We start from the raw sequence: 13,991 nt of genomic DNA on the forward strand, positions 1-13,991 counted from the left end.
CCATATTTCTGTACTCTGTTTTTCAACTCGTCATCAATCTCTGCCGGACAGACTTCTTTTGAAGCACCCGCCTTATATTTCGCGTCATAATCAAAAAACGTAAATTCATCCCCGGGAATGATCTCGATGACAGGCAGTGGATTCAGTTCATTGTTGCCGATAACCCCCACTGTTAACTCCCGTCCCCGGATATATTTTTCAATCATCACCATGGAATCATGCTTCTGGGCCTGCCTGATCCCTTTTTCAAGCTCCTTTTCACTGGTCGCAAGGGTCAACCCCAGGCTTGATCCTTCCCGAACCGGTTTAATCACGACAGGCAGGCCAAACCGGGAAAGCAGCCTTTCCATATCAAATATTTCACCTGCCTCAATGATCTGCCAGTCCGCCACCGGCAGGCCGTTTAATTTATAAAGTTCCTTGGCCAGATGCTTGTCCATGGCAACAGCACTGCCGAGCACCCCGGAACCCTGATAGGGGATTTTCAGAAGATCAAGAAACCCCTGCATTGTTCCATCTTCACCATAGAGACCATGGAGAAGAATAAAGGCAAAATCGATCTCAGGCGCATCAGCTGCCAGGCGTGCCAGATCCGTTGCAGGATCATACCGCTTCACCTCAAATTTCCTACTGTCCAGCGCCTTTTCCACGCCAACCGCTCCCGCGAGGGAAACTTCTCTTTCAGTTGAAACACCACCGGCCAGAAGTGCTATATGTAATTTTTTCTTTTCCATGTCGCTCCTCGTTATTCAATATCATTTCCCGACCTATGAGCAATTACAGTTCAGAGTTAATAAAATCACAGAGTTGCTACCCCTGAGACCAACTACACCTGTGCCTGACTTTACCACAAGAAGTGACCCAACGCACCGCTCCTCTGGATAAAGAGGAGGAAAACTGTAATCGCCACAAAAATCCATTGACAAAAGCTCCTGCTCTTTAGTATATAAACGAGATTGTCATCATGACATCTTGTCGATTTTCCCTGGAATCGTTAACTTGTCGATTCTTTTGCATAAACAAATAATTCGTTAAACGGAGCTACAGATGATAGAAGTTGAGGTTCGTGGAGATCTTGAGTACGCAATCAGACAGCTTAAAAAGAAATTACAGATTGACGGCATTAAAAGAGAATTAAAGCGTCGTGAGTACTACGAGAAACCCAGCATTAAAAAACGCAGAAAGCAGGCAGAAGCCCGCAGAAAGCTCCGCAAATTCAATCGTATGAGAAGGTCTTTTTAGGTAGTACCTCTTTGCACCCCAAGGATAACCGGTGTCTGCCCGGACTATGCGGACAAAAGAAACCGTGAAATGGCGGGGGTGCCTGTAAGTAATTACCTTTAATTTTATTACCTCTGGGCTGCGAGTCCGCATTTTTGTCGCACCGGCAAATCCGGGTTCGCAGATGATTTGCGGGGATAAACCATATCAGCACAACTTTCCGAACAATTCAGCGGCGCCCGTGATCTTTTTCTCCACTATCTCATCTCCGAGAGACGACTGGCGGAAAACAGTGTAAAAGCGTACTCCGCGGACGTCACTCTTTTTCTCCACTTCATCAGGGCTCAGGGTAAAAGACAGCTGAACAGCGTGGATGTTTCACTTATCCATGCATTCCTTGAACATTGCAGTGAACAGTCCATCTCCAACCGCAGTAACAGTCGTCGTGTCTCTGCTCTGAAATCTTTTTTTTCCTTTCTCGTGCAGCAGAAAATCGTCAAGCACAATCCATTTGCCATTGTTGACCTGCCCAAAAGTGGCCGTACTCTGCCAAAAGCTCTTACTCTTGACGAGGTAAAACGCCTCCTGATGCCACCCGCAAAGCTGACACCTCTGGCAAAACGTAATAACGCGATGCTTTTTCTTCTCTACTCTACCGGACTGCGTGTTTCAGAACTGATCAACCTGACCCTGGCAGCCTGCAATCTCTCCGCCGGTTTTGTCCGGGTTCTCGGCAAGGGCGGCAAGGAGCGTCTTATTCCTTTCGGAGAACAGGCAAAGGAAAAAATCGAATTCTACCTGGAAACAGCGCGTCCCCTGATTCTCAAGGGAAAACGAAGCAATTATCTCTTTGTCACCCATCATGGCCGATGCATGACCCGGCTCCGCTTCTGGCAGATCATCAGCAAAACTGCACAGGCCGCCGGAATACAAAAAAAAATTTCCCCCCATATGCTGCGTCACTCATTTGCCACCCACCTCCTTGCCCACGGAGCCGACCTGCGCTCCGTCCAGCTCATGCTTGGCCATGCCGATATTGCGACAACCCAGATCTATACGCATATTGACCAGGAACGATTAAAAAAGGTGCATAAGCAATTTCATCCCAGGGGATAATCAACTCCATTACATTGCTGGCAAAATAAATTTAAATATCCTACAATGAATCAGGAAGCTGACCCAGCACAATGAAAATCAACCGTAACTTCTCACAGGGGCGGCAACCTTATGATTTTTTTCACCCCTGAACTGTAATTGCTCACAGGTGCCGCAGATTTTTGCAGGCTCTTTTTTTCGCTATAACCTACCTATGCGGACAAAAGAGACCGTGAAAAGCTGGGGTGCCTGTGAGCGATTACCTCTGAACTGATCCGGGCAAACCACAATGCAGTTAATTACGACACACATCAACGCAGACTTTGACGGTCTGGCTTCAATGGTGGCAGCAAGCAAGCTGTACCCTGGCGCTGTCATGGCATTCCCCGGTTCCCAGGAGCGAAATGTCCGGGAATTCATATCAGAAAATCTTCAGAACGACTATGAATTTCTTACTGCAAAGCAGGTCAATACTGCAAAAATAAACTCCCTTATCGTGGTGGACACAAAGGTAGCCGGCAGACTTGGATCGTTTGCGGACTGCCTGCAAAACCCGAACCTGGAAATCCATCTCTATGATCACCATCCGGGCAATCACGGAGACCTTAATGGTGCAGTGGAAATAGAGGAAAATTTCGGTTCCACAACCACCCTGCTTGTCAACATACTGCAGAAAAAAAATATCCCGTTTTCAAAAAAAGAGGCGACACTCTTCGCTCTCGGCATATACGAAGACACAGGTTCCCTGACCCATCTCTCCACAACTCAGGAAGACCTTATGGCCGCGGCCTATCTCGTTGAAAAAGGGGCGGAACTGGACCAGGTTTCCCGATTTATCACCCATGAACTGAAAAGCAGTCACATCGACATCCTGCAGCAGCTCCAGAAAAACGCCAGGAAGTATACCATTCAAGATATACCGATAGTTATCGCCACCCATTCGCTCCCTGAATATGTTGACGAATTTGCGCCCATAGTGCGCAGGTTCATGACGATGGAAAATATCGATGTACTTTTTGCTCTAATCTCCATGGGGGGCAGGATTTATCTCATCGCACGCAGCCGCATGGCTGACGTAAATGTGGGTATCATTGCCCGGGACATGGGAGGAGGCGGTCATCCGACAGCGGCATCCGCCACGCTTAATGATATCACCCTGATACAGGCCCAGGAAAGACTGATCCTTTCCCTGCACAGACATATTCTTCCCCAACCCATTGCCAGGGAAATGATGTCACAACCTGCCATTTCGGTGTCACCGGAAACCCCCATCAGTCAGGTGAAAGAAATCCTCACACGCTACAATATCAACTCCATGCCGGTATGTGATGAAAGTCAGCACTCCCCGGGATCACTTTCAACACTTGCCGGTATCATCACCCGCCAGGTTATTGAAAAGGCGGCTCACCATCACCTTGATCATCGCCCGGTTTCAGACTACATGACCACCGAAGTCGTGACCCTCCCGTTCAATGCAACACTGGCCGATATCCAGGAACTTATAATTGAACACCATCAGCGGTTGATCCCCATAGTGGAGAACAATTTAATCATAGGGGTCATCACTCGAACCGACCTGCTGAACAGGCTGGTCAATGACCCGGCCCATCTACCGAAAAACCTCCTCCATGAATCAGAACATCCGTCTCTTGAGAAAAAGCGGAATGTCAACAGCCTCATTGTCGACTGTCTTGACCGCAATATGATACAGCTTCTTCAGACAATAGGAGATGTGGCCGAGGAGATGAACTACAATGCCTTTGCAGTGGGAGGTTTCGTTCGCGACCTGCTTCTGAAAAAACAGAATTTTGATCTGGATATAGTCATTGAAGGTGACGGGATTATTTTTGCCAGAAAACTTGCCGGCCATCTTAAGGGCAGATACAGAACCCATAAACGTTTCAAAACGGCTACGGTGATTCTTCCCGACGGTTTTAAAATCGATATCGCCACAGCAAGACTGGAATATTATGAATATCCGGCTGCCATGCCGACCGTGGAACTCTCTTCTATCAAACTCGATCTCTATCGCCGGGATTTCACCATCAACGCCATGGCCATCCAGCTGAATCCCATCCATTTCGGTATGCTGATCGACTTTTTCAACTGTCAGAACGATCTCAAACAGCGCACCATAAAAGTACTGCATAACTTAAGTTTTGTTGAAGATCCCAGCAGAATTTTCAGGGCAATCCGGTTTGAAAAGCGGATGAATTTCCTTCTTTCACCGCATACGAAACGTCTTATCGTCAATGCGGTTAATATGGAACTGTTTGGAAAACAGCACGACCCCCGGTATTTCAATGAGATCAAAATCATTCTTTCCGAGGAAGACCCGCTCCCTGCCATTGAACGACTGGCACAGTTCAATCTTTTTCCATTCCTCTGGCCGGATCTGCGTCCCCACCTGAAAATCGATCGACGGTTCAGGCATATCCTCACCCAGGCACACAACGCTATTTCCTGGTATCATCTCCTCTACCTGGAAGAAGAATGCAGAAACTGGATAGTCTACCTCCTGGCCATCTTCGGCAGATCCGGACAGAGAGAACTGAAGTCATGCTGCACACGCTTTAAGGAAAGCCCGAAAACAACAGAATTCCTTCTTCAGGAAAAGGCCATGGCGGACAGGGCCATCAATCAACTTGCCCGCAGTTCGACATACACAAATAGTCAGATCGCCTCTCTTCTCGAAGAGCTGCATATTGAAGGCCTTCTCTATATCATGGCACTGGCAAGAAAAAATCATGTGAAAAAAGCGGTATCCCTTTATGTGACAACCCTGCGGAACGTGGAACCTGAACTGAAGGGAAAGGACCTGGTCAACCTGGGCTACAAACCAGGCCCACAATTCAAAACCATTCTGACAAAAATGCGGGATTTCAGGATGGATGGCCTGGCCGAGAGCCGGGACGATGAACTTGTTCTCTTGCGAAAACATTTTCCTCTTTGATCTTACGCCGACAATGCTTATTCTCTCGCTCAGTTATTTATAACCTGAATCCGTCACGAATTCCGGTAAAAACCAAATCTGCAATCATTACACCCTGTCTCCATGCAAAACTCCATCATAGAATTCATTATCCTTGCCCCACCCCTGCTCTTTGCCCTCACCTTCCATGAATTTGCCCATGGCTATGTAGCCTGGCGTTTTGGGGATCCGACCGCAAAAGATGCCGGGAGACTGACACTCAACCCGCTCAGTCACCTGGATCCCATCGGCACAATTGCTTTCTTTTTTATTAAATTCGGCTGGGCCAAACCTGTACCGGTCAATCCCATTTATTTTAAAAACCCGAAAAGAGACATGCTCTGGGTGGCCCTGGCCGGCCCTGTCACCAATCTGATACTGGCGATTCTCAGCGCCTTTATAATCAAATTTATATGGGCTCTGGCCACCATGCTGCCCTATTCTCCACTTGCCGAAGCAATCCTCGTCCCCTTAAGCAGGATGCTGATTGCTTCAGTCTGGATCAATCTTGTACTCTGTATTTTCAATTTTCTTCCCATCCCTCCCCTGGATGGCAGCCGTATCCTGACCGGCCTGCTTCCCGACAACCTGGCCAGATCATATATGCGGGTTGAGCGCTACGGCTTTGTCATCATACTTCTTCTTGCCTTCAGCGGCCTGCTCTCAAGAGTTATTTTACCGATTATCAGTTTCGCAAACAACATGCTGCTTTCATAATATACGTCAGCGCCATTGAACTTCGCATCTCCAACGGGCAAGCGCAAACTCAGAACTTGCCAATTTCAGGATTCAGGTTTCATGAGTCGCACCCGCGATTCATGAAACAGAGCCCCACCACCCATGTCGGTAAGGTTCTGGGACGTTAGATCATTTATTGCTCCTTCATTCTTTTCGCTCTGCCAGAAAATTCCTTCAGCAACCAGCAACCCCCGGCGTGTATCCTTTGTCAGATGGGCAACCCGACTCGTTCTACCCCGGAAATTCTCCAATATCACCAGATCTCCGTGAACAATACCTGCTTTTTCTGCATCCTCTGGATGGATCAACACCTCCCCGGAAAAATCCTGCTGACTCTCCCCGAAGGTGGAATTCAATAAATCCGCATGGGGTGGAGTGATGAGCTTATAAGGAAACCGCCCCAGAAGATCTATATCATCGAACTCTTTTCCGGGCTGAAGGCAGGGAATTTCCGGTTCCAGGGGAGAAAACGGCGCACTGAACCGGAACTTCATATCCATACCTGTCAAAAGTGATTGCTTTTTCCTGGACCTGGTGGAATGAACATACCCTCCCGCCATAACCTGATCAAGTGCAACTTCCCCTGGCAAGCCATCCATATCAATCAGAAAATTCCTTATTCTCTCATCACAGCTCTGGGAAAAGACCGGATCGTCATAACCCATTTTCCGGGCCAGTGTCTGGAAAAAATCAAAATTGGACATGGCCTCACCCCGGGGAGGAATAACCGGCTCCACAACCCCCATGTAAAAATGCCCATAGGCAGTATAAACATCCCTGTTTTCGAGAAATGTGGTGGCAGGCAGCAGGAGATCGGCATAGCGGGCGGTTGGAGTCATTACCTGTTCATGGACTACAGTAAACAGATCATCGCGTAACAACCCCTTTTTTACCATTGCACTGTCCGGAGCAACACTTAAAGGGTTACTGTTATAAACAAACAGGGCCATGACCGGTGGATCAAGAGTTGTAAGGGCCTGACCAAGCTGGATCATATTCACCTTTCTGGTCGTTTTTTCAGCAAGGTCAGGCCGGGTCAGCTCCGCCTTTCTCCCCTGGAAAGCTCCGCTGCTATACAGAACACCCCTGCCTGTCCCTTCCCCGAAAAGACCGAGAACAGCCGCCAGAGATGTGATCGCCCGCAAAGCCATCCCGCCCCTGCGATTACGTGAAAGCCCAATACCAATACGAAGAAAAGTTTTCGGCTGATTCGCCAGGAGAAGAGCCAGGTCTGTAATCTGCTCCCGGTTTACACCACACTGATCTGTAAATTCACGCCAGCCGGTTTCCCGCAGATAAACAGCAAGTTTTTCAAAACCTGTGGTGTTGTTTTCAATAAAACTGTTGTCCTGTCGATCCAGCTCCAGAAGAGCTTTTATCATCCCCAGGGCCAGAGCAACATCTCCTCCCGGCTCAAGGGATACGTAGATATCCGCACTTCTCCCTGTACTGTTGCGATAGGGATCAATCACCAGCAATCTGCCACCTTTTTTCCTGGCTTCCACCACATACTGCCAGAAATGGATATTGGTTACCCTGCAGTTGATTCCCCAGCAGACAACGAGGTCAGCGTCCCCCGCCTTTTCCGGCGGTGAACCCGGCATATTTCCGCACTGCTTCTTCCATCCGGCACCGGCAGCGGCAGAACAGATAGTCTGATCCAACCTGGAAGCACCCAGTTTATGGAAAAAGGGATAACCGGCAAAACGATTGACCGCTCCCATGTTTCCGGCATAGGAATAGGGCAGAATTGTATCGGCGCCATATTTCCTTTTTATTTCAGCCAGTTTTTCCACAAGAAGATCAAAGGCCTCATCCCAGCTGACACGACGAAACCTGCCCTCCCCTTTCCTGCTCTCACGCACCTGGGGAAACAAGATTCCTGAATCACCATAGAGTCGCTCCGGATATTTCCTCATTTTGCGACAGATGAAACCGTTGGTTACCGGATGTTCTCTATCTCCTGTAATGCTCACGACCCTGCCGTCTTCAATTGTGGCAACGATGCCGCAACTGTCGGGGCAGTCGAGAGGGCATATTGTTTTTTTCTTTTCCATATTTTTTATTTTCTGAAGTGCAGGATTTGGGTATCAGATAATAAGACGTACCCCACCCAGATCCGCCAGTCCATAGATAAAATGTGTTCCCGGAGAACCTATAAACATCAGATTAGCGGGAATATTCCATTCTTTCGACAGTTTCCTGATCAGCTCCGGACCAAAAGTCCCCAGCAGGGGCACAAACTCTATATCTATGTCAGGATAAGCTTCATCGAGAAACTCTATATCCTTCTGCAGACCGGGGGAAATTTCATCCTCACTCCCAACCACAGTAACAACCTTGATTCGGTTGGTGTGTTCATTCCTCTGCACATAGAGCATTGCCTGGTTGAGATTGGCCAGATTATCTCCCCTGGTAAAGAAAACAATCTGCTGGGAATTAATGGCCTCAATACGGGAACGGATGGACTGGGAGATATTCGTCATCCGTTTTATCAGAAACATGAACATGGAACGGACCAGAAACAGATAGGCCCGCAGGATGGCTATCCTGCCAAGCATGATTGACACGAGAATAACTGCGGGGACAAAATATTCGAGAAACATCAGCAGGTAATGAAAATTCATCATGGCATTGCCGATAAGACCGACGATTACCGCAGCTACTGCCAGCAGAACGGAAAAAAGAGGAGCAACTGTTGGACGCGGCAAACTGGCACGCTTTGTTTTCAGAAGAATATTACCTATGCCGAAAAGCGCCATCACCGAGAGAAAGGAAATGGTGTATACTCCTGCCAGGGCCTTGAGATCACCTTTTGTGATCACAAGTACCGAGACACAGAGAACAAAGAAAGCGATAATGATACGGTGTGTCGTATTCCGCCGGCTCTTTTTCAGGAAAAACTGGGGCAGACAACGATCCAGAGTCATTCTGTGAATAAGACCGTTTACACCGACAAAACTCGTCAGCACCGCACCGGAAAGCACCAGGGCGGCATCCACGGAAATAAGGACACCAAGCCAGTTTCCGCCGGAAATATGGGCCAGGTAAGTCAACAGAGCATTCTGATGTTCCGGAACCTGGCTCATGGGTATCAGGGCAAGGACCAGCAACGCAATGACCGGATTAAAAAAGGAGACCGCGATCCACATGTTCCTCAGGGTTTTTGGAAAAACTCCTTCCGCCTGTTCTTCAACAAAATTAGAAGAACTTTCAAAACCTGAAATACCAAGGAGTGATGCGGAAAAACCAAACAAAATTGCCATTCCAAGCCCACCCTGGGCAGGAGTCGAAAGATTAAGCTGCAATATATCAAAACCATTCTGCAGGAGAAAAAAACCGCCGGCTCCCAGGAGAATAACCAGAGACACCATATGAAAAATAAAAATCCCGATGGCAACCAGTGCTGACTCTGTAATACCGATAATGGAGAGCACCATAAAAAAGGCCAGAAGGCCTACGGTTGTCAACTCAACGGGAATCACCTCAAAAATCGTATGCAGGTAGTGTATGGCCTCAGATGCTGAGATAACAGCTGTTGCCATATAGGAAAGTATTGTCAGACAGGCGGCAATCGATGCGCGAAACTTGCTTGTGGTATTCAGAAGGGCATTGTAGGCACCGCCGTTCAGCGGCAATGCGCCCACCACTTCCGCGTAAATCCCCCTGTACAGATAGAGAACACCGGCTACCATCAGCAGTACGAGAGGTGCCCATTTCCCAGAATAAATGACAGCGAGGGCCGAAACATAAAGGCAGGAGGAAGTTATATCGTTGCCGCATATTGCCGTTGCAGGCAACTGCCCCATTCCGCCTTTTTTATGTTCAGTTATATTTCGTATTGTATTTTCTTCACTTCTGTTTTTTTTTGTCAAACCCGATTCCTTTGTTCTTTCCATACATTTTCCAACCACGAGCATATCTGACTATACCAAAACTCAGCCTGACAATTATGAGACTGGAGATGACCTGTGTTTTTATATAATCAGATATTCATACCATCCAGAACATCATAATATAACTTTTGTATCCTGAGTGAAAGAAATGATTATACTTTGCACTGATTTTGAATTATGAGTATTTTCTGAAACCGGCAGACAGAGATGAAACTGAGCACAATGTTTCTGAATGCCTGTTCTCATAAACAATCAGACTTCAAGGCCATGACAGCAAAAACCTCTCCGGAATCTTTACTGGCTCAGTCGTACGACAACCTTGTGCAACTGGAAACGAGTTCTCTTTCCTTTCACAGGGAAGCGTCATCAGTGGCTGAATTCATTGAACTGTACGTCAGGAACCTTTTCAGATTGAGCGGGAAGGAGTTTAAGACAATCTTGCGGCAAAACAGGGAACTCCACTCAAAAGCCGACCGGAAAGAACAACGAGGAAAAGACCCGGTTGATGCCTTGCGAGTACAGATGCGGCAAAATAATACGTTTGGAAAGTTGTTGCGGAGATATTCAAATCATCTTGGGGCCCTGGACTGTATTCTCGACACCAAGGCCACAGCAGCCCTTGTCCACCAGATTCAGAACCTGCCCCTTTCAGCCACCATAGCCAGCCGGGTGACTGGCTGCGAATTCGGCTCCGGAACAGGTATCCTGGCGGTCGCCGGTACGATTCCATTTGTACGAAAACAAAAATCAGTTACCGTCCACACCTTTGAACAATCAACGGAACCGGGTGAAGACGCCATGAAAATCGTGGAGATTCTTCTCGCTGAAAGTAAATACAGGGACCAACTGGAATTTCACCTCCACAGAAAAGACATCACCACCCCCGAGCCCTATAAAATTGTCAGGAAAGCGACAGAAGAAAGCGGTCCCCTTGCTCTCTGGATCTCAGAAACCTTTGGTTTCCAGACAAGGACACCGGTAATTTCAAAAGACCTGGAATCATGCTCTTTTGCAGACCCTCCGGGAACCACCCGCTACTCCCGGGAGCTGGAAGAAAAATATGACCCTTTCCCGCTTGTGCTCAAACATTCCTGTGAATTTTTTGATCATTTCCTGAAAAACATCCGCAGCGGAAAAATTATCGCCTTTCCCGATATCGTCACCCCGAGAGTCATCATTAACGGTAGAAAAAGCGCTTTTCTGGCACCGGACGGAACCTGGAGAAAGCTCCACAGAATTGGACAATCCTATGACATGCTGCCACCGTGTGTACCGTCACGATGGTTTATCAGTGAACGTTCCAGACCCGTCAGGAAAAAAACTTTTCGCAAACCGATCCGAAAGAAAAAAAAGAAAAAATAAAGATACGTTACTCTGCGTTTTTCATTTTCCCGGCAATTCCGGCATCAAATTTTTTCTTGTTGATCACGAACCGTTCATGCCGGCCACGGGTAATACGATCAACCCCGTCATGTGCCTCAACGATGAAGGTGAGTTTTTTCCCCTCAACCCTGATCAGCTCAACTGTTGCAGTCACTGTAAAACCGGGCGGAGTTGCAGCTTCATGGCTGATATCTATACCGATCCCCACAGACTGTTCCCCCGGCCAGTCCAGATGGGGATTAATCGCCTTTATACAGGTCCATTCCAGGAGTCCAACCAGGAATCCGGTTGCAAACACTTCCGGCATTTCAATAAATTCGGAAGCCTCAGGATAAAGAGAGGCAACTGTTTTGGATTCCGGTACTGTAAACATGTGCTCATAACGAATCCCCGGCTTCAAAGTGTCTTTCATGACAAGCCTCCTCTTAAAGACTCATTGTAATTACACTGCATCACCATCCAACCCTCACGGATTGTAACCACTCACAGGGGGCAGCAACTCTGTGATCAATTACACAGATTCATGGTCAACCCAGAATGGCATGGCCGTCATAAAGATATCGTTTGATCTTATGGGTTGCTGTTTTGATAAAAGGTTCTCTTCTCTCAAAAACTTTTGCAATTCTGGATGTCTTTGACAGTTCCGTGTTAATTTCACTGCGCATTGTTTCCAGAAGGTCTTCAATATAGGCACGCCTTTCAGCCCTGGACCGACCGGCAGTCTGGTCGTCAATAAACTCGTAATCCGGATAAATCCATGCCTCCAGTCGACCACTGTTTTCAATCACCAGACTTTCCACCACCCAGTGAAACGCATTTATCTTATGCTCAATAGCCTCCGGATAAATGTTTTCTCCATTGGCCATTATGATGACATTTTTTGACCGGCCACAGACATGCAGGTTGCCAAAATCGTCTATATATCCAAGATCTCCGGTAGCCAGCCAGCCGTCACGCCCCAGGGCGGCTCTGGTTGACTCTTCATCGTTGTAATAACCTTTCATGACATTCGGCCCGCAGACACAGATTTCTCCGATTCCGGATTCCCTGTCCGGTTCCACAATTTTCACTTCGACACCGGGCAATGGTTTTCCGGTGGAACCAATGACAATGGTTTTGTCATTCTTTGGACCACCAGCAATCAGAGGAGATGATTCCGTCATACCGTAACCGATCAAATAGGGAAATTCCGCTTCATACAGGAAACGCTCCACCTCAGGATTCAACGCGGCGCCACCAATTCCCATCAGCCCCAGATTTCCTCCAAAAAAAGTCAGCAGTTTTTTTCCTATTTTCCGATAAATAAATTTTCTCCCCACACCTGTTTTGCAGATAAGACTGAGCAGTCTGCTCTTTTCTATCTGGGGCAGAACCCGTTTTTTATAGATCTTTTCCAGAACGAGCGGAACGGCAAAAATCACAAAAGGCTTCTCATAACTGCAGAGCTTCTGCAGGATAGCGGGTGTCGGAGACTTTCCCGCATAGGCTATACGACAACCAAAAAGCAGAGGCAGAATAAATCCACAGGTAAATTCATAGGTATGGGACATGGGAAGAATGGACAGCCAGGTCGAACCGGGTTTGATTTCCATCAGGCTTGATGCCGCGTAGGCATTTGAGGTCAGATTCTTATGGCTCAGCATAACAGCCTTTGAGTAACCCGAGGTTCCGGAGGTATAGAGAACAGCAGCAATATCATCTTCTTCAACGGCAGGAAAGACTGGATCCTCAAGGCTTTCCCTGAGAGCACTCAGAGCCTCCTCTAAATAGGCAGAAAAGGGTGTCACCGGAATAACACCGATGATTGCTTCATAGTCATCCAGGGTAATAATGGGGCCTTTCAGTTCTTCACTCAGTTCATAGACCTTTTCTATCTGTTTCTGGGTGGTGAAAAGAATCTTGATCTGCATCTCCTTTAGAATATGATGAACATCACTCTCAGGCAGATCAGGAAGAATTGGAACAGCTACCGCACCTATTCGAACAATGGCCAGGTAGGCAATTCCCCAGTTATGAGAATTTTCACTGAGAATGGCTATGCGATCCCCTTTTTTGACTCCCTCATTCTGCATTCGTTCTGCAAGGGCGATTATTCGCCTGTGAAACTCCCCGTAAGTCAGGGGTTTTTCCATGGCCATACCAATAGCCGGTCTTTCCCTGAATTTAAAACTGCTGGAGTCGATAACATAGTTGAGGGTCATGCTCACTTCCACATCCGAAACCATAAATCACCCCTGCTGAAAGCCCCCTGCCAGGACACTGTTTATTTTACCGAATTCCTGAATCTGTGATCGTTCGATGCAGTCTGATTTTTTTGGATGCATTGATTACAATTCTTGCTGTTTCCATGAGTTAAAATAAATCAGAATGCATTAAGCGAACCCCCCGAAGAGATAAGTGATTTTTCCACCAGAAGCGTTAGCAAAAATAATCACAAACCCGCCACAAATGCAGAAAATTCACACCGGACCAATGGCGCAATTGTACACAAAACAGTAACTCCGGTCAATTCTGTACCGAAGTTGTGTATTTTAAAGGTAATTACTCACAGGCACCCCAGCTTTTCACGGTCTCTTTTGTCCGCATAGGTAGGCTATAGCGAACAAAAGAGCCTGCAAAAATCTGCGGCACCTGTGAGCAATTACAGTTCAGATGTAATAAAATCATATAATTGCTACCCCTGTGAG

At 47.4% G+C, this 13,991-nt stretch carries 10 protein-coding genes; 5 read left to right on the forward strand and 5 right to left on the reverse strand.

The window, feature by feature from the left end; all coding sequences use genetic code 11:
• A partial coding sequence (locus ACXLDX_RS11015; protein ID WP_457577232.1) for a D-alanine--D-alanine ligase family protein occupies window positions 1–734 on the reverse strand: 734 nt, incomplete at its 3' end.
• 316 nt (window positions 735–1,050) lie between these two features.
• On the opposite strand from ACXLDX_RS11015, the gene rpsU reads away from it, so the two are divergent.
• The 4 genes from rpsU to ACXLDX_RS11035 all read left to right on the forward strand — a co-directional run bounded on the left by rpsU (window position 1,051) and on the right by ACXLDX_RS11035 (window position 6,004).
• A complete protein-coding gene (gene rpsU / locus ACXLDX_RS11020) occupies window positions 1,051–1,242 on the forward strand; it encodes a 30S ribosomal protein S21 (protein ID WP_407929178.1) in 192 nt (63 codons plus the stop codon).
• A 183-nt stretch (window positions 1,243–1,425) separates the two neighbouring features.
• Window positions 1,426–2,337 carry a site-specific tyrosine recombinase XerD gene (xerD, locus tag ACXLDX_RS11025; protein ID WP_457577240.1) on the forward strand — a complete coding sequence of 304 codons (912 nt, stop codon included), beginning with the start codon at window positions 1,426–1,428 and terminating at the stop codon, window positions 2,335–2,337.
• Window positions 2,338–2,605: 268 nt separating this feature from the next.
• Window positions 2,606–5,269, forward strand: a complete 2,664-nt coding sequence (locus ACXLDX_RS11030) for a CBS domain-containing protein (protein WP_457577233.1) — start codon at window positions 2,606–2,608, stop codon at window positions 5,267–5,269.
• A gap of 102 nt (window positions 5,270–5,371) precedes the next feature.
• A complete protein-coding gene (locus tag ACXLDX_RS11035) occupies window positions 5,372–6,004 on the forward strand; it encodes a site-2 protease family protein (protein ID WP_457577234.1) in 633 nt (210 codons plus the stop codon).
• 65 nt (window positions 6,005–6,069) lie between these two features.
• Here ACXLDX_RS11035 and ACXLDX_RS11040 read toward each other — a convergent pair whose 3' ends face one another.
• Both ACXLDX_RS11040 and ACXLDX_RS11045 read right to left on the reverse strand, forming a co-directional pair.
• Entirely contained in the window at window positions 6,070–8,082 is a 2,013-nt protein-coding gene (locus ACXLDX_RS11040) for a molybdopterin-dependent oxidoreductase (protein ID WP_457577235.1), read from the reverse strand.
• 33 nt (window positions 8,083–8,115) lie between these two features.
• Window positions 8,116–9,924, reverse strand: a complete 1,809-nt coding sequence (locus ACXLDX_RS11045) for an APC family permease (RefSeq protein WP_457577236.1) — start codon at window positions 9,922–9,924, stop codon at window positions 8,116–8,118.
• 204 nt (window positions 9,925–10,128) lie between these two features.
• Between ACXLDX_RS11045 and ACXLDX_RS11050 the strand changes: the two genes are divergently transcribed.
• Window positions 10,129–11,283: a hypothetical protein gene (locus ACXLDX_RS11050; RefSeq protein WP_457577237.1), complete on the forward strand. Its 1,155-nt coding sequence runs from the start codon at window positions 10,129–10,131 to the stop codon at window positions 11,281–11,283.
• Window positions 11,284–11,290: 7 nt separating this feature from the next.
• On the opposite strand, the gene ACXLDX_RS11055 is transcribed toward ACXLDX_RS11050, so the two are convergent.
• The gene (locus tag ACXLDX_RS11055; protein ID WP_457577238.1) at window positions 11,291–11,716 is read right to left on the reverse strand and encodes a thioesterase family protein; all 426 of its coding nucleotides are present in this window, start codon (window positions 11,714–11,716) and stop codon (window positions 11,291–11,293) included.
• A 115-nt stretch (window positions 11,717–11,831) separates the two neighbouring features.
• Complete coding sequence (locus ACXLDX_RS11060) at window positions 11,832–13,529, reverse strand: AMP-binding protein (RefSeq protein ID WP_457577239.1); 1,698 nt, start codon at window positions 13,527–13,529, stop codon at window positions 11,832–11,834.
• Window positions 13,530–13,991: the final 462 nt, after the last annotated feature.

The sequence above is a fragment of the Desulfomarina sp. genome (genome assembly GCF_054039375.1).

Coding starts and splice junctions, on each gene's coding strand:
- ACXLDX_RS11030 (WP_457577233.1), top strand. CDS start 2,606: ATGCAGTTAATTACGACACACATCAACGCAGACTTTGACGGTCTGGCT.
- ACXLDX_RS11035 (WP_457577234.1), top strand. CDS start 5,372: ATGCAAAACTCCATCATAGAATTCATTATCCTTGCCCCACCCCTGCTC.
- ACXLDX_RS11040 (WP_457577235.1), bottom strand. CDS start 8,082: ATGGAAAAGAAAAAAACAATATGCCCTCTCGACTGCCCCGACAGTTGC.
- ACXLDX_RS11045 (WP_457577236.1), bottom strand. CDS start 9,924: ATGGAAAGAACAAAGGAATCGGGTTTGACAAAAAAAAACAGAAGTGAA.
- ACXLDX_RS11050 (WP_457577237.1), top strand. CDS start 10,129: ATGAAACTGAGCACAATGTTTCTGAATGCCTGTTCTCATAAACAATCA.
- ACXLDX_RS11055 (WP_457577238.1), bottom strand. CDS start 11,716: ATGAAAGACACTTTGAAGCCGGGGATTCGTTATGAGCACATGTTTACA.
- ACXLDX_RS11060 (WP_457577239.1), bottom strand. CDS start 13,529: ATGGTTTCGGATGTGGAAGTGAGCATGACCCTCAACTATGTTATCGAC.